This window comes from Erwinia sp. GW821-FHT03D09 (genome assembly GCF_059420805.1).
In genome coordinates, this window is sequence record NZ_JBWKUK010000004.1 from 237,601 (window position 1) to 253,572 (window position 15,972).

At 57.3% G+C, this 15,972-nt stretch carries 14 protein-coding genes and 3 pseudogenes; 9 read left to right on the plus strand and 8 right to left on the minus strand.

The window, feature by feature from the left end:
- The first annotated feature begins 45 nt into the window (after positions 1-45).
- The 3 genes from AC07U6_RS05700 to tyrR all read left to right on the plus strand — a co-directional run bounded on the left by AC07U6_RS05700 (position 46) and on the right by tyrR (position 4,174).
- Positions 46-1,443: a YcjX family GTP-binding protein gene (locus tag AC07U6_RS05700; RefSeq protein WP_494762812.1), complete on the plus strand. Its 1,398-nt coding sequence runs from the start codon at positions 46-48 to the stop codon at positions 1,441-1,443.
- Positions 1,440-2,495, plus strand: coding sequence for a TIGR01620 family protein (locus AC07U6_RS05705; RefSeq protein WP_494762811.1), 1,056 nt, complete (start codon positions 1,440-1,442; stop codon positions 2,493-2,495). The genes AC07U6_RS05700 and AC07U6_RS05705 overlap by 4 nt, the downstream gene beginning before the upstream one ends.
- Positions 2,496-2,608: 113 nt before the next feature.
- Entirely contained in the window at positions 2,609-4,174 is a 1,566-nt protein-coding gene (gene tyrR / locus AC07U6_RS05710; protein ID WP_494762810.1) for a transcriptional regulator TyrR, read from the plus strand.
- Between the two features lie 46 nt (positions 4,175-4,220).
- Here tyrR and tpx read toward each other — a convergent pair whose 3' ends face one another.
- Positions 4,221-4,724: a thiol peroxidase gene (gene tpx, locus AC07U6_RS05715; RefSeq protein ID WP_200543691.1), complete on the minus strand. Its 504-nt coding sequence runs from the start codon at positions 4,722-4,724 to the stop codon at positions 4,221-4,223.
- 118 nt (positions 4,725-4,842) lie between these two features.
- On the opposite strand from tpx, the gene ycjG reads away from it, so the two are divergent.
- Complete coding sequence (gene ycjG, locus AC07U6_RS05720; RefSeq protein ID WP_494762809.1) at positions 4,843-5,826, plus strand: L-Ala-D/L-Glu epimerase; 984 nt, start codon at positions 4,843-4,845, stop codon at positions 5,824-5,826.
- Here ycjG and mpaA read toward each other — a convergent pair.
- Positions 5,803-6,513 (minus strand): murein tripeptide amidase MpaA, encoded by a 711-nt coding sequence (mpaA, locus tag AC07U6_RS05725; RefSeq protein ID WP_494762808.1) that lies wholly within the window; start codon positions 6,511-6,513, stop codon positions 5,803-5,805. The two genes, ycjG and mpaA, sit on opposite strands and share 24 nt — an antisense overlap.
- 206 nt (positions 6,514-6,719) lie before the next feature.
- On the opposite strand from mpaA, the gene AC07U6_RS05730 reads away from it, so the two are divergent.
- Positions 6,720-8,339 carry a peptide ABC transporter substrate-binding protein gene (locus AC07U6_RS05730; RefSeq protein ID WP_494762807.1) on the plus strand — a complete coding sequence of 540 codons (1,620 nt, stop codon included), beginning with the start codon at positions 6,720-6,722 and terminating at the stop codon, positions 8,337-8,339.
- A 445-nt stretch (positions 8,340-8,784) separates the two neighbouring features.
- Here the strand turns inward: AC07U6_RS05730 and AC07U6_RS05735 are convergent, their stop codons facing one another.
- Both AC07U6_RS05735 and AC07U6_RS05740 read right to left on the minus strand, forming a co-directional pair.
- Positions 8,785-9,144 carry a glucose PTS transporter subunit IIA gene (locus AC07U6_RS05735; protein ID WP_494762806.1) on the minus strand — a complete coding sequence of 120 codons (360 nt, stop codon included), beginning with the start codon at positions 9,142-9,144 and terminating at the stop codon, positions 8,785-8,787.
- Positions 9,131-9,718: pseudogene (locus tag AC07U6_RS05740) on the minus strand (PTS transporter subunit EIIB); the annotation flags it as partial. The pseudogene AC07U6_RS05740 and the gene AC07U6_RS05735, both read right to left, overlap by 14 nt.
- A gap of 746 nt (positions 9,719-10,464) precedes the next feature.
- Between AC07U6_RS05740 and AC07U6_RS05745 the strand changes: the two are divergent.
- The gene (locus tag AC07U6_RS05745; protein WP_494764791.1) at positions 10,465-10,542 is read left to right on the plus strand and encodes a hypothetical protein; all 78 of its coding nucleotides are present in this window, start codon (positions 10,465-10,467) and stop codon (positions 10,540-10,542) included.
- On the opposite strand, the pseudogene AC07U6_RS05750 reads toward AC07U6_RS05745, so the two are convergent.
- A pseudogene (locus tag AC07U6_RS05750) lies at positions 10,529-10,732 on the minus strand (amidase family protein); the annotation flags it as partial. The gene AC07U6_RS05745 and the pseudogene AC07U6_RS05750 sit on opposite strands and share 14 nt — an antisense overlap.
- 339 nt (positions 10,733-11,071) lie before the next feature.
- On the opposite strand from AC07U6_RS05750, the gene zntB reads away from it, so the two are divergent.
- Both zntB and ynaL read left to right on the plus strand, forming a co-directional pair.
- Positions 11,072-12,055, plus strand: a complete 984-nt coding sequence (gene zntB / locus AC07U6_RS05755) for a zinc transporter ZntB (protein WP_494762805.1) — start codon at positions 11,072-11,074, stop codon at positions 12,053-12,055.
- A 275-nt stretch (positions 12,056-12,330) separates the two neighbouring features.
- Entirely contained in the window at positions 12,331-12,477 is a 147-nt protein-coding gene (gene ynaL / locus AC07U6_RS05760) for a proline-rich small protein YnaL (protein ID WP_494762804.1), read from the plus strand.
- Positions 12,478-12,484: 7 nt separating this feature from the next.
- Here the strand turns inward: ynaL and AC07U6_RS05765 are convergent, their stop codons facing one another.
- The 3 genes and pseudogenes from AC07U6_RS05765 to AC07U6_RS05775 form a co-directional block, all read right to left on the minus strand.
- On the minus strand, positions 12,485-13,180 hold the full coding sequence (locus tag AC07U6_RS05765; protein WP_494762803.1) for a helix-turn-helix transcriptional regulator: 696 nt from the start codon (positions 13,178-13,180) through the stop codon (positions 12,485-12,487).
- A 23-nt stretch (positions 13,181-13,203) separates the two neighbouring features.
- Positions 13,204-14,133 (minus strand): tRNA 2-thiocytidine(32) synthetase TtcA, encoded by a 930-nt coding sequence (gene ttcA / locus AC07U6_RS05770; protein ID WP_494762802.1) that lies wholly within the window; start codon positions 14,131-14,133, stop codon positions 13,204-13,206.
- Between the two features lie 47 nt (positions 14,134-14,180).
- Positions 14,181-14,403, minus strand: a pseudogene (locus tag AC07U6_RS05775) (tyrosine-type recombinase/integrase); the annotation flags it as partial.
- 139 nt (positions 14,404-14,542) lie between these two features.
- Between AC07U6_RS05775 and dbpA the strand changes: the two are divergent.
- Positions 14,543-15,922: an ATP-dependent RNA helicase DbpA gene (dbpA, locus tag AC07U6_RS05780; RefSeq protein WP_494762801.1), complete on the plus strand. Its 1,380-nt coding sequence runs from the start codon at positions 14,543-14,545 to the stop codon at positions 15,920-15,922.
- Positions 15,923-15,972: the final 50 nt, after the last annotated feature.

Below are 15,972 nucleotides of genomic sequence, written 5' to 3' on the forward strand. Positions count from 1 at the left end.
GTGTTAAACTAAGGACAATCAAACACCTGAGGTAGCTGGCTCCTGATGAAACGACTGCAAAATGAATTGATGTCGCTGGTGAATCGCGGCGTGGATCGCCATCTGCGCCTCGCCGTTACCGGCCTGAGCCGCAGCGGTAAAACCGCTTTTATCACCTCGCTGGTCAACCAGCTTCTGAATGTAAACACCGACGCCAGACTGCCGCTGTTTACCGCCGTGCGCGAGCAGCGGCTGCTGGGCGTGAAGCGCGTACCGCAGCGCGATCTGGGCATCCCACGCTTTACCTACGATGAAGGGCTGGCGCAGCTGCACGGCACGCCGCCGGACTGGCCAACCCCAACGCGCGGCGTCAGCGAAATGCGCCTGGCGCTGCGCTACCGCTCGCGTGATTCGCTGCTGCGCCATTTTACCGATGCCTCCACGCTGTATCTCGAAATCGTAGACTATCCTGGCGAATGGCTGCTCGACCTGCCGATGCTGGCGCAGGATTATCTCAGCTGGTCGCGGCAGATGACCGGGCTGTTGCAGGGTGATCGTGCCCAGTGGTCGCAAAAATGGCAGCAGCTGTGCAGCGGTTTGGACCCGCTGGCCCCGGCGGACGAAAACCGGCTGGCGGAGATCGCCGCCGCGTGGACCGAATATCTTCAGCGCTGTAAGCAGGAGGGGTTGCATTTTATTCAGCCCGGCCGCTTTGTGCTGCCCGGCGAAATGGCCGGCGCCCCTGCGCTACAGTTTTTCCCCTGGCCGGAAGTGGCAGAGGGTGGTGAAACCCGGCTGGCGCAGGCGGATGCCGGCAGTAATATCGGTATGCTGCGTGCGCGCTATCAATACTACTGCCAGCACGTGGTGAAGGATTTCTACAAGAATCATTTTCTGCGTTTCGATCGTCAGATTGTGTTGGTTGACTGTTTACAGCCGTTGAACAGCGGACCGCAGGCGTTTAACGATATGCGTCTGGCGCTGACTCAGCTGATGCAAAGCTTCTCGTACGGCCAGCGTACGCTGTTCCGCCGGATGTTCTCCCCGGTGATCGATAAGCTGTTGTTCGCCGCCACCAAGTCCGATCATGTCACCGCCGATCAGCACGCTAATCTGGTCTCACTCCTGCAGCAGCTGGTGCAGGACGCCTGGCAAAACGCCGCGTTTGAAGGTATCACCATGGACTGCGTTGGCCTGGCCTCGGTGCAGGCAACGCAGAGCGGTTACGTTGAGCATCAGGGAGAAAGCATCCCGGCGTTACGCGGTCACCGACTGGCCGATGGTGTCCCGCTGACGGTCTATCCGGGCGAGGTGCCGCCCCGTCTTCCCGGCAGTGCCTTCTGGCAGCAGCAGGGTTTTCATTTTGAGCAGTTCCGTCCGCAGGCGCTGGATATCGACAGACCGCTGCCGCATATTCGTATGGATGCCGCGCTGGAATTTTTACTGGGAGATAAGCTGCGATGAATACACCGATTAAACCGCGCATGGATTTTGCCGAACCACTGGCCAAAGAGCAGGCGACGGTCCTGCGGCAGCAGCGGGAATTTGCCGAACAGCAGGATCGGTTTATTGCCGTTGAGCCGGAAGTTGACGTGCAGGAAGAGGGCGCGGGCGAGCTGGCGGTGGAAGCCGCGCTGCGTCCTGAGCGCAGCCTGTGGCGCAAAATGGTCACCGCCGGGCTGGGCCTGTTTGGTATCAGCGTGGTGGCGCAGGGCGTGCAGTGGACCCATCAGGCCTGGATCGCGCAGGACTGGATTGCCCTTGCCGGCAGCGTGGCCAGCGGGCTGATAGTCGCCGCCGGTGCGGGTTCGCTCATCGTGGAGTGGCGTCGGCTTTACCGCCTGCGCGAGCGGGCGACCGAGCGTGATATCGGCCGCGAGCTGCTGCACAGCCATGGAATGGGCAAGGGCCGTACCTTCTGCGAGAAGCTGGCGCAGCAGGCCGGACTGGACAGTGGCAACCCGGCGTTACAGCGCTGGCAGGCTTCGCTGCATGAAACGCACAACGACAGCGAAGTGGTGGCGCTTTATGCCCGACTGGTGCAGCCGCAGCTGGATCGCCAGGCGCGGCGCGAAATCAGCCGCTGCGCCGCGGAATCGACGCTGATGATCGCCGTCAGTCCGCTGGCGCTGGTGGATATGGCTTTTATCGCCTGGCGCAATCTGCGTCTGGTTAATCGCATCGCTCAGCTGTATGGCATTGAGCTGGGTTATTTCAGTCGTCTGCGCCTGTTTAAACTGGTGCTGCTGAATATTGCTTTCGCCGGCGCATCGGAGCTGGTGCGGGAAGTGGGCATGGACTGGATGTCGCAGGATTTGGCGGCGCGGCTGTCGGCGCGTGCCGCGCAGGGCATTGGCGCGGGACTGCTGACCGCGCGTCTCGGGATCAAAGCGATGGAACTCTGCCGCCCGCTGCCGTGGCTTGAAGATGATAAGCCTCGCCTGGGGGATTTCCGCCGCGAACTGGTAGGCCAGCTGAAAGAGAGCCTGAAACGTTCGCCCGATCGGGAAAAATAACACGGCTGATTACAGTTGCTGTCAACTTTTACTGACAGAATACTTCTGAGAAGCCGTGGGATAGCGTATTATTGTGGCAGTGCCAGACACCGCAACAATAAGGGTTTACATCCATGCGTCTCGAAGTATTTTGCCAGGACCGAATTGGTCTGACCCGTGAACTGCTGGATCTGCTGGTAGAACGCAGCATCGATCTGCGCGGTATCGAAATTGCCGCCATCGGCCGCATCTATCTGAACTTTTCTACCATCAGCTTCGAACAGTTCAGCCAGCTGATGGCGGAAATCCGCCGTATCCCCGGCGTGACCGACGTGCGTACGGTCGCGTTTCTGCCGTCTGAACGCGAGCACCGTGCGCTCAGCGCGCTGCTTGTTGCCCTCCCGGAGCCGGTATTTTCCATTGATTTAAAAAGCAAAGTAGAGCTGGCGAACCCGGCCGCGCAGTCGTTATTCGATCTCAATGAAGAGAAAATGCGTAACTACAGCGCGGGCGCGCTGATCCCCGGCTTTAATTTCCAGCGCTGGCTGGAAAGTGAGCACATTGAGGCACAGGCGCACCATGTGGTGTTGCAGGGGCGCGATTTCCTGATGGAAGTGACGCCGATTTACGCCCGCGACGAGGAAAACAATGCCACCACGCCTGCGGGTGCGGTGGTACTGCTGAAATCCACCGCCCGCATGGGGCAGCAGTTACAAAACCTGGCGGTGAACGATGACAGCGACTTCCAGCACATCGTTGCCGTCAGCAGCAAAATGCGTCAGGTCGTTGACCAGGCCCGCAAGCTGGCGATGCTGGACGCGCCGCTGCTGATTGTCGGCGATACCGGCACCGGTAAGGATATGCTGGCGCGTGCCTGCCATCTGCGCAGCGCGCGTGGTAAAAAGCCGTTTCTGGCCCTGAACTGCGCGTCGCTGCCGGACGATGTGGCCGAAAGCGAGCTGTTTGGCCACGCGGCCGGCGCCTATCCGAACGCGCTGGAAGGTAAAAAAGGCTTCTTCGAGCAGGCCAGCGGCGGCTCGGTGCTACTGGACGAAATCGGTGAAATGTCGCCGAGTATGCAAACCAAGCTGCTGCGCTTCCTGAACGACGGCACCTTCCGCCGCGTGGGGGAAGAGCATGAGGTTCACGTCGATGTGCGAGTGATCTGCGCCACCCAGCGTAACCTGATGGAGCTGGTGCAGCGTGGGGAATTCCGTGAAGATCTGTTCTATCGACTCAACGTGCTGACGCTGAATTTGCCGCCGTTGCGTGACCGTCCGCAGGATATCCTGCCGCTGACGGAAATGTTTGTCGCCCGCTTTGCCGACGAGCAGGGAATGGCGAGGCCGAAACTGTCGCCGCAGCTGAACGGCTTCCTGACGCGGTACACCTGGCCGGGGAATGTGCGCCAGTTAAAAAACGCTTTATATCGCGCGCTGGCTCAGTTGGAAGGCCATGAGCTGCGTCCGCAGGATATTGCGCTGCCGGAGTATGCGATGGAAATGCCGCTGGGCGATGAGGCTATTGAAGGTTCACTGGACGAAATTACCAGCCGCTTTGAGCAGTCGGTTCTGACCCGTCTTTATCTCTCTTATCCCAGCACGCGCAAGCTGGCGAAACGGCTGGGCGTATCGCACACCGCGATTGCCAATAAGCTGCGCGAATATGGCTTGAGCCAGAAGAAAACGGATAGCGAGTAGTCGGGAAACAACAGAAGGCCAGCCGGGCGGCTGGCCTGTAACACAGTTACTTCAGTGCAGCCAGCGCCGCATCGTAGTCTGGTTCGGTGGTGATTTCATTCACCAGCTCGCTGTACAGCACGTTATCCTGCTCATCCAGTACCACCACCGCGCGGGCAGTCAGACCGGCCAGCGGACCTTCAGCAATAGCCACACCGTAGTCTTTCTTGAACTCACCGCCGCGCAGGGTGGACAGGGTTACCACGTTGCTCAGACCGTCAGAACCGCAGAAGCGGGACTGAGCAAACGGCAGGTCTGCAGAAATGCACAGCACCACGGTGTTGTCCAGATCGTTAGCCAGCTGGTTGAATTTACGCACCGATGCCGCACAAACGCCGGTATCAATACTTGGGAAAATATTCAGCACCTTACGTTTACCTGCGTACTGCGAAAGAGAGACATCGGCAAGGTCTTTCGCGACCAGGGTAAAGGGTTTCGCGCTCTGGCCTGGACCAGGGATTTGGCCGTCAACGGAAACCGGGTTACCCTGAAAATGTACGGTCTGAGACATAGACTATCCTTTTAATGTTAATGGTGTTTAAACGCTTTCAGTGTATGTCATGCTGGAGCTATGAGACAGTAAAAAACGATAACAAAATTAAAAGCCCAGGGCATATAAGGACATGAGCATGAGAGCAGTGAAGGTGTACCCGGAAAGCTGGCCGTTGCATACGCCGTTCGTCATCGCCCGCGGCACCCGCAATGAAGTGGGCGTAGTAGTGGTAGAGATGGAAGAGCATGGCATCAGGGTGCAGGGCGAATGTTCGCCCTATGCACGCTACGGCGAGAGTGAAGAATCGGTGCTGGCTCTGAGTAGCAGTATCATCCCGCAGCTTGAACAGGGAATGACCCGTGACCGGCTCCAGCAGGTGCTGCCTGCAGGCGCGGCGCGCAACGCCATTGACAGCGCGCTGTGGCAGCTGGAGTCGCAGCTTACCCGGCGCAGTCTGTGGCAGCTGACCGCAGAGCCGGAACCGCAGGTTATCGATATGGCGCAGACCGTCAGCATTGACGTACCGGAAATGATGGCCAGCAGCGCGCTGGCGCTGTGGCAGAACGGTGCAAGACTGTTAAAAATCAAGCTGGACAATCATCTGATTGCTGAACGTCTGGTGGCGATCCGCGCGGCGGTCCCTCAGGCCACGCTGATTATTGACGCCAATGAGTCCTGGCATGCCGAAGGCCTGGCGGCACGCTGCCAGCTGCTGGCCGATCTCGGCGTGGCGATGCTGGAGCAGCCGCTGCTCGCCGACGAAGATGCCGCGCTCGAAAACTTTATTCACCCGCTGCCAATCTGCGCCGATGAGAGCTGCCATACGCGAGAGGATCTGCCCCGGCTGCGCGGTCGCTACGAGATGGTCAATATTAAGCTGGATAAAACAGGTGGCCTGACCGAAGCGCTGGCGCTGGCGGCAGAAGCCCGTCAGCAGGGCTTCGACATCATGCTCGGCTGCATGCTTTGTACTTCACGCGCCATTCGCGCCGCGCTACCGCTGGTACCACAGGCTCGCTTTGTCGATCTCGACGGTCCGACCTGGCTGGCGGTGGATGCAGAGCCCGCGCTGCCGTTCAGCTGCGGGCGCATCGAGCTATCGCGGCTGCCAGCAAAGTAGCGCCACCATCGCCGCCAGATACCGTTCGGTAGCTTCATCGGCCGAAATCGGCGGCAGTTCGGCGGTAATGCAGGGCAGGTTAAGATCGGCGCACCAGCTGCCGAACGAACCGGGGGTGGCATAGCCTACGCTGGTCACCAGAGGCAGTTCGGTCTGTTCCGCCAGCCACTGCCCCAGCGGGCTTTCGTGCGGATCTTCAATGCAGGCCAGCGGTTCGTGGAAGGTAACGATCCATTGTGGCTTCAGCTGATGGATGAGCTGGCACAGCGCCTGGGTTTCCGGTTCTGAACCGGCACGATCGCCGGTGGAAAGCACGACATCCCGTTCCTCCGCCGCGCTGTTCCAGCGATAAACCGTGTCACCGTTTTGCCAGTTGGCCGCCGGGAAATTGCGGTTAAGGTCAACGCCATTGGCGTTGGCGCGAAGCCCCAGCTGGCAGCCGTCCGGATTCACCGCCAGCACCACGTGATGGCGTCGGTGCTGGTCCTGCAAAGAACGCATGGCGCAGGAAAGGGTGACGACCGCGGCGTTTTCGTCGCCGTGGGTGCCGGCAAGAATTAACCCGCTCTTCTCATCGGCGGCCGGGGCCGGAAACCACAACAGCGGCGCGCCGAGCAGCGACTGACCGTACTGCTTCCCGTTGGTGTCCAGGCGGCCGCGCAGCGGGCGGGGATGAAGTAACGACATAATGGGCTCCAGAAAAAACGCGTCATGCTGACACTATACTCAAATCAGCGTAGCAGAGAGTGGGTGGCAGGCAGAAAAGAAAAAAGTGAGGCTTTTGACACAGCCCGTTGAAAAATATGCCTGTTCCGCGACAAACTGCGCTACAGTTTCTGCAATATTTCAGACCCGCCGCTTATCGTCTGCTGCTGACAGCTAAGGATGTCTTTATGAAGAAGGCTTTTTCTGTTCCCGCGCTCGCCGTTCTGGCGCTGTGTATTTCCTCTGCCGCGCGCGCTGCCGACGTGCCGCCCGGAACCCCGCTGGCGGCCAGCCAGGAAATTGTGCGCCATATCAAAGATGAACCGGCTTCGCTGGACCCGGTCAAGGCTGTGGGACTGCCGGAAATCCCGGTGATCCGCGATCTGTTTGAAGGGCTGACCAACCAGGATGCCAGCGGAAAAATCATTCCCGGCGTCGCCACCGGCTGGCAAAGCAACGATAACAAAACCTGGGTTTTTACCCTGCGTAAAGATGCCCGCTGGTCCAACGGCGATCCGGTTACCGCCGACGATTTCGTCTACAGCTGGCAGCGTCTGGTCGATCCGAAAAATACCTCAACCTTCGCGTGGTTTGCCGAACTGGCGGGTATTGAAAACGCCGGTGCGATCGTCAAGGGAACGATGACCCCGGACAAGCTGGGGGTGACGGCAACCGATGCGACCCACCTGAAAGTGACGCTGGATAAACCGGTGCCGTATTTTGTCAGCCTGACGGCGAATTTCAGCCTGTTCCCGGTGCCGAAAAAAGTCATCGAGCAGTTTGGCGATCAATGGACGCGCCCCGGCAATCTGGTGGGCAATGGCGCGTATCAGCTGGAAAGCCGCGTGGTAAATGAAAAACTGGTGCTGGTGCGCAACCCGAACTACTGGGATAACGCCCACTCGGTGCTGAACAAAGTCACCTTTGTGCCGATTAGCGAAGAGTCGAGCGCCACCAAACGCTATCGCGCCGGGGACATCGATATCACTGAGTCCTTCCCGAAAGAGCTGTATGGGCTGTTGAAAAAACAGCTGCCGGGCGAGGTGTATACCCCGGATCAGCTGGGTACCTACTATTACGCCTTCAATACCCAGAAGGGACCAACGGCGGACGTGCGCGTGCGGCAGGCGCTGTCGTGGAGTATCGATCGTAAAATCATTGCCGAAAAGGTACTGGGCACCGGCGAAAAACCGGCCTGGCACTTCACCCCGGATGTGACCGCCGGATTTGCACCGAAGGAAAGTTTCCTGCAGCAGCACAGCCAGGCGGATCTTAACGCACAGGCCAAATCCCTGCTGGCGGCCGCAGGTTACGGCCCCTCGAAGCCGCTGGACCTGACCCTGTTGTATAACTCATCGGAAACGCATCAGAAAATCGCTATTGCCGTGGCGTCGATGTGGAAGAAAAATCTGGGCGTCAACGTTAAGCTGCAAAACCAGGAGTGGAAAACCTACATCGACAGCCGGAACAGCGGGAATTTCGATATTATCCGCGCCTCCTGGGTGGGTGACTATAACGAACCGTCTACGTTCCTCAGCCTGCTGACCTCGGCCCACAGCGGCAATATCGCCCGCTTTAAAAGCCCGGAATACGATGCGCTGATGGAGAAAGCCAGCCGGGAGACCATTGCGAAAGCGCGTAACGACGACTATAACCGTGCCGAGCAGATGATTGCCGAACGCGCGCCGATTGCACCGATTTATCAGTACACCAATGGCCGACTGATTAAACCGTACGTGAAGGGCTATCCCATTACCAACCCGGAAGACGTCGCCTACAGCCGCACGATGTATATTCTGAAGCACTAGTGATTAACCAGTTATCAAAGACGATCCACAACGATTGAAAAACACAGAGGCCATCAGCATTTGCTGGTGGCCTTTCTCGTAGATTATGCCGCCTTGTGGGCAATGAACGTTTTCCAGCATGTGACCTTCGCTGGATGGCTTTCTATACAGGCATCGGCATAATCCAGTTGGCCGCTAAAGGGTGGTATCAGAACCTTGTGGCTGGAATACCTGGTGAGATGAGAAGTAAAGCCGGGAGGGGTGGCAGGCGGGTAATTGGTTTTGGACGGGCTGGTGTCAAAATGCTTTTTCTATTCCTGCCTGTTTCAAAATACCATTTGCAGTATGTTTCGAAACGATGGTAAACGGCACAGACAATTTTTCTGTGTAACAGGGTTACACCATATTTCATGGCTACCCTTGCCCTGCCGATCAAAGAAACAACCGGCAGCCGACAGCCGTTCCGTTAGCTTTTGGATACTGTCACGTTCCCATTGTTCAGAGAGCAATTCTTTCCGATATAGTCATCGCTGTTGCTGACCAGCACCGGCGTGGTCAGGTCATAACCGGCGGCACGTATCGCCTCGATATCAAACTCCAGCAGCAGGTCGCCGACGCTGACGCGATCGTCCTGGCGGACGTGTGCGGTAAAGTGCAGGCCGTCGAGTTTCACCGTGTCGATGCCCACGTGGATCAGCACTTCCGCACCGTTATCGGCCTCAAGGCCAGTGGCGTGACGGGTTCGGAACAGTGAAGCAACGGTGCCGTTAACCGGTGACAGCACGCGGCCCACGGTGGGCTGAATGCCAACCGCTTTGCCCGGCATTCAGAGCAGCCAGCATCAGCGGGTGCACCAGTGCTGCGCCGATAGTCATGGTGGTAAAGGCATTGCCACCGAACTTCTTGCCCGCGCAGTAGCCCAGCACCACCGGCAGGAAGTAGAACAGCGCATCGCTGGCGACAAACAGGATTTTGTACAGGCCGGCGTTTTCGCTAATTACATTCAGCGCCAGGGCGAGGGAAAGCAGGCCTTTCAGAATGCCTGACGCGGCCATCACACCGATAAACGGGGTGAAGATGCCGGAAATAACGTCAATCAGGTGGGCAAACAGCGAGCCTTTTTGTTCATCACTACCGTTACCGCTCCCGTCACCCAGACCCGCCACGGACAGCAGCGCCTGATGAACATCACTGACGTGATTGCCGATCACCACCTGATACTGGCCGCCGCTTTCCACGACCATAATCACTCCCGGGTTCTTTTTCAGCCCGGCAGTATCGGCTTTACTGCCGTCCTTCAGTTTAAAACGCAGTCGGGTTGCGCAATGTATCACCGAACTGATATTCGCCTTGCCGCCAACCCCTTGCAGGATCTCTTCTGATAACGCCTGGTACTTCATCGTATGCTCCTGGTTCTGACATCTTGTCAACGGGCCGTTACTGAATTCAGGCCAAAAAAAAACCTAAACAGCTTCAGACGGACCCAGGGTCCATAAAAAGCTGTTTAGGTTTTGCCTGAAATTCAGTAGCAATCCTGATTTGTTAACGCAAATAGTTCCTCAGTTACGGCAGGCTGACAAGGGGGGGAAACGGCAAAAACTGGATTCCGTGAACGGGCTCACCTTTTTCCAGCCAGAGTTGTTGTCCGTCAACAGCCTTGTTAGAGGACGACAGGCGGCAGCATCATTGAGTTATTTTTAATACAAAAGAATCGGCTTCGTTGATGAAAATGGCAGAATATAAAATAGGTTAATTTTTCCACCCTGACGTTCAGGTGATATTTTCTTTGTTGTCTTAGCCATGTCTTTTGTTATAAATGCCAGTTCGTTTATCTCTCGATAAAGATATTCGTACACCAGCCTGGCGCTGAGTGTCATTTATTGGTGCGCATTTTTAATTCCGCAGTTAAATACTTTATTTTCAGGCGAGATCCAGCCGCGGAATAGCTGCGTTTGCCATGAAACACAAAAAATAGCCCGCTAATTGCTTGATACAATCGGCCCCAAAGATGTGGCCCGCCTTTCAAATCTGTGCAGACAGCGCCGTCTGCGTGTCTCTGATTGCTTCTGTCCGTAACCCGTAAATCTTCTTATTAACCTTACTACTTCACTTCGAGGGCGCTATAGCTATTAGTCGTCGTTCATTTATTCAGGGGTCTGCATTATCTGCGTTGGGTATAGCAGCAGGAATTGCGCCTGGTGGATCAGCATGCCGTGGCTGGTAGGGGCATCTTTGGTCCAGATCAAATCCTTCAGCGCGAGGGGGACGCCGTGCAGCGGGCCGCGTATTATCTCCTGCGCGATTTCGCGATCGGCTTCAGCCGCCTGCTGCAGAGCGCTGTCGCGCATCACGTAAAAGTAACTGTGCAAATCAGCATCCAGCGAGGCAATGCGATCCAGCAGGGCGGTGGTCACTTCAACGGATGCGATCTCTTTCGACTGAATCAGTCGGCCTGTTTCCAGCAAGCTTTTATAATGCAGGTTGTTAATCGTGGCCTGGTCTCCTGAGGGGAATGATGTCTGCGAACGCAGACACTACGCTTATCACCAACGTAAATCAGGGCGACAAAGCCGGCTATGCTACGGCGGACAGAGGGTGTGCCAGAATTGCCAGTGCAAGGACAGCGATGTGTGTTGCACGCGGCGTTGCCGCTGTCATGTTTTCTAACCATTGTGACCGCGTGCAATATTTTGCAACTGCTGGTCCGCACGCTAGACTGTATCGTATTGATTATGTTGAAAGCGGGGCAGAAAGTGGACGTTATTGCAGGTAAATCCTTACAGGTATCGGATGCGATTATCTCATGTCAGCTGGATGGTCACGGTGGGATGATCCCGATAGCCGACAGCGAAGTACTCACGTGTGACCATCCGTGCTGGCTGCACCTGAATTACACCCATCCCGAAAGCGCCGAATGGCTGACCACCACACCGCTGCTGCCGGACAATGTACGCGATGCACTGGGCGGCGACAGCATGCGCCCGCGAGTCAGTCGCCTTGGCGACGGAACGATGATCACCCTGCGCAGTGTGAATCTGAACAGCGAATCGCGGCCCGATCAGTTGGTGGTTATCCGCGTGTTTATCAACGAAAGGCTGATTGTCTCCACCCGGCGGCGCAAAGTGTTTGCCATTGATGAAGTGCTGACCGATCTGCAAAATGGTAACGGTCCGCACAACGGCGGCAGCTGGCTGGTGGACGTGTGCGATTCGCTGACCGATCACACCAGCGAATTTATTGAGGATCTGCATGATAAAATCATCGAACTCGAGGATGCCGTTGTGGACCAGCAGGTGCCGCCGCGCGGCGAGCTGGCGCTGATCCGCAAGCAGCTGATTATTATGCGCCGCTATATGGCCCCGCAGCGGGACGTGTTTTCGCGGCTGGCCAGCGAGCGCCTGCCGTGGATGAGCGATGACGACCGCCGCCGTATGCAGGACATTGCCGACCGGCTGGGGCGCGGGCTGGACGATCTGGATGCCAGCGTGGCGCGGACCGGGGTACTGTCCGATGAAATCAGCTCGGTGATGGCAGAAGCGATGAACCGCCGCACCTATACCATGTCGCTGATGGCGGTGGTTTTCCTGCCCACCACGTTCCTGACCGGGCTGTTCGGCGTCAACCTTGGCGGCATTCCGGGCGGCAGCTGGCGTTTTGGCTTCGGTCTGTTTTGCCTGTTGTTAGCTGTCCTGGTGTTGGGCGTTGCGTGGTGGTTACGAAGACGTAAATGGCTGTGAAGAGAGTAAATTATTGTCCGATAAAGGCGTTTAAAACTGATCGACGTCAATAACTGGCAACGGTGTTGAGGGCAAAATCTCTTCCGCAGGTGAATGCAACGTCAAGCGATGGGCGTTGCGCTCCATAATTGTCTTACTTCATTTTTAGAATTAATGCATAGCACATTTAATTCGTACGACGCCGGCTCTGAGCCGGCTTTTTTTTGCCCGTTTGCCAGCCCGGTCAGATGTCCTACGCTTAATGTTCACGCGTTGAAAACAGAGGGGACAGTAAAATGATTAAGCAGCCTGATGCTATTCGCGGTTCTGAACCACTGAGCGATCCCGTACCCGTTCCCGGGCCAATACCCACGCCGCAGCCAATGCCCGATCCGCCGCCGGTCGATCCCGAGCCGATTATCGATCCTCCCGCTCGTTACTAACGCCGGATTATTGAGCGGGCCTGTCCGGGAACTGCTGTTCGCGCCACTGCTTTATCAACGCGGCGCGACAGCGGGGATAGCGGGTGGAGTGTAATTGCAGGGAGATAATGCGGTCGGTGCGGAAATGGCGGAAGTCACCGCGCAGTTCGCACCACGCGCCGAGAATATGCAGGTTATCGAAATAGCCCAGCAGGAACGGCCAGATAACACGACGGGAGGAGTGATCCTTGCCGTCACGGTAGGTGAGGGTGGCCGTCAGTTCGTGTCTGATTGCCCGCCGGATGGCGACAAAATCCACGTTTTCAACCTGCGGGTTGGCAGAAGGTGCGGCCATCAGACCGTTACTGTCGAGGCTGTAGCGCAGCTCAGTGGGAAGCACCGCGGCGATCTTGCTTAACGCGCTTTTTGCCGACTGGCTCAGGCCGGTATCGGTGCGGCTGGCAACCCAGCGGGAGCCTAAAACCAGCGCCTCAATCTCCTCTTCGCTGAACATCAGCGGGGGAAGCGTAAACCCCGGGTTCAGCACGTAGCCCAGACCCGTCTCACCGGCAATATCGGCACCCTGCTGTTGCAGCGTGGCGATATCGCGGTAGAGCGTGCGCAGGCTGATGCCGAGTGTGCTGGCGAGCTGGGCGCCGGGGACGGGGAAGCGGTGGTTGCGCAGTAGCTGGAGCAGATCCAGCAGGCGTTGCGATCGCGACACGCTCCCCCCTTGAAACGTTGAGCTTAGCCTACCTGCAGGATATCAAGACGAACGGGCGCGTCGTCTTCGTCTTCCGGCTGCCAGCCAGCGGGCTGCATTGGCAGGGTTTCGCGATCGAAGGCCAGATCGCCGCCGTCAACGACTTCGCTGCCGTGGACGATGCCTTTGAAGTCAAACAGTTCAGTATCAGCGAGGTGCGAAGGCACCACGTTCTGCATGGCGCTGAACAGGGTTTCAATACGGCCCGGATAACGTTTATCCCAGTCGCGCAGCATATCGCCAATCACCTGACGTTGCAGGTTAGGCTGCGAGCCGCACAGGTTGCACGGGATAATCGGGTATTCACGGGCGATGGCGAAACGCTCAATGTCCTTCTCGCGGCAGTAGGCCAGAGGACGGATGACGATATGTTTACCGTCGTCGCTCATCAGCTTCGGCGGCATGCCTTTCATTTTCCCACCGTAAAACATGTTCAGAAACAGCGTCTGCACGATATCGTCACGGTGATGTCCCAGAGCGATCTTGGTGCAGCTCAGTTCGGTTGCCGTACGGTACAGAATGCCACGGCGAAGACGTGAGCAGAGCGAGCAGGTGGTTTTGCCTTCCGGGATCTTATCTTTAACGATGGCGTAAGTATCTTCTTCGACAATCTTATATTCCACGCCCTGGGCTTCCAGATATTCCGGCAGAATATGCCCCGGGAAACCCGGCTGCTTTTGATCGAGGTTCACCGCCACCAGCGAGAAGGAAACCGGCGCGCTCTGCTGCAGGTTGCGCAGAATTTCCAGCATGGTGTAGCTGTCCTTGCCGCCGGAAAGGCATACCATAATCCGGTCACCCTCTTCGATCATATTAAAGTCAGCAATCGCCTGGCCGACGTTACGGCGCAGACGCTTCTGCAGCTTGTTGAGGTTGTACTGCTCTTTCTTGTTATCTGATTGATTTGATTTCATTTTTCAGTATCTCTAAACCAAAAGGGGCATATAAGGGGCAAAGTTTTTTACAGGGCTAACTTATTGTTCAGCATCAATACCCGATCGCCGTTAAGTTCTTCAATCCACGTCCCGTAAACTTCATACACCATTTGCGCGTTTTCATGTCCCATCTGATTCGCGATAAAGGACGGGTTTGCACCGGCTGACAAGAAGCCAGCAGGCAAAAGTATGCCGCGTATGGTACGGATTCCGGCGGCGAATACCAGCTTGTTTTACATGTGCATTGTACAATATTTGCGCAATAATAACTGTGCGAGGCCTCAAACCCTGTCGCTGTACCGTCTTGCCCCTGAAAGTAACGTTTCCCGCGGATTATCTGCTACAATCAGCGGCAAAATTCCCGCCCGATTTATCAGAGATTATACCCGTGACTGCTTTTTCTACCCTGAACCTGCTGCCCGCCAGCCAGATTGAAAACCTTAATGAACTTGGCTATCTGGCCATGACACCGGTGCAGGTCGCATCGCTGCCGGCGATCCTGGAAGGGCGTGACGTGCGCGCGCAGGCAAAAACCGGCAGCGGAAAAACCGCCGCGTTTGGCCTTGGCGTCATGCACCGGCTGGACGTCAGCCAGTATGTTACCCAGTCGCTGGTGCTGTGCCCGACGCGTGAACTGGCGGATCAGGTAGCGAAAGAGCTGCGTCGCCTGGCGCGCTTTACCGCCAATATTAAAATCCTGACGCTGTGCGGCGGCCAGCCGATGAACGCGCAGCGCGATTCGCTGCTGCATGCGCCGCATGTGGTAGTCGGTACGCCGGGGCGCATTCTGGAACATCTTAAGCGTGAAACCCTGAAGCTGGACGGCGTGGCTACGCTGGTGCTGGATGAGGCCGATCGTATGCTGGAGATGGGCTTCCGCGATGATATCGACGCGATCATCAGCTACTGCCCGCCGCAGCGCCAGACGCTGCTGTTCTCCGCCACCTGGCCTGAGGATATCGCCCGCATCAGCCAGCGTGTGCAGCGCGATCCGCTGACGGTGGAAACCGGCGACGTCTCCGATTTGCCGGCCATTGAGCAGACTTTCTATGAAGCCAGCGCGCGTGAGAAAATGAGCGCGCTGATCGGCCTGCTCAGCGAGCGGCAGCCCGCTTCCTGCGTGGTGTTTTGCAACACCAAACGCGAGTGTGATGACATTGCCGCCTCGCTGGAGAATGCCCAGATCAGCGCGCTGGCTCTGCACGGCGATCTGGAGCAGTCCGAGCGCGATCGTGTGCTGGTGCGCTTCGCCAACGGCAGCTGCCGGGTGCTGGTGGCAACCGACGTCGCGGCGCGCGGACTGGATATCAAATCGCTGGCAATGGTGGTGAACTACCAGCTGTCATTCGATCCGGAAGTTCACGTCCACCGCATTGGTCGTACCGCCCGTGCTGGTGCAGAGGGTTATGCGGTCAGCCTGGTTGCGCCGGATGAAATGCAGCGTGCCCATGCGCTGGAAGATTTCCTGCAGCAGCGTCTGACGTGGGCTAACGTTGGCGAGCTGAAGTCCGTGGCGCCAAAACCGCTGCGCGCAGAAATGACCACCCTCAGCCTCGACGGTGGGCGTAAAGCCAAGATTCGCCCGGGTGATATCCTGGGGGCGCTGACCGGTGACGGCGGACTGAGCGGCGACCAGGTTGGTAAAATTGATATCGCGCCTACGCTTGCCTACGTGGCAATTCGTCAGGAGCTGGTGCGCAAGGTGATGCAGCAGCTTACGCAGGTGAAAATTAAAGGGAAAACCTGCCGCGCCCGCATCGTCAAGTAAAGCCGTCAGCCGCACAAAAAAAACGGCCCCCGGGGTGAAATCCGGGGGCC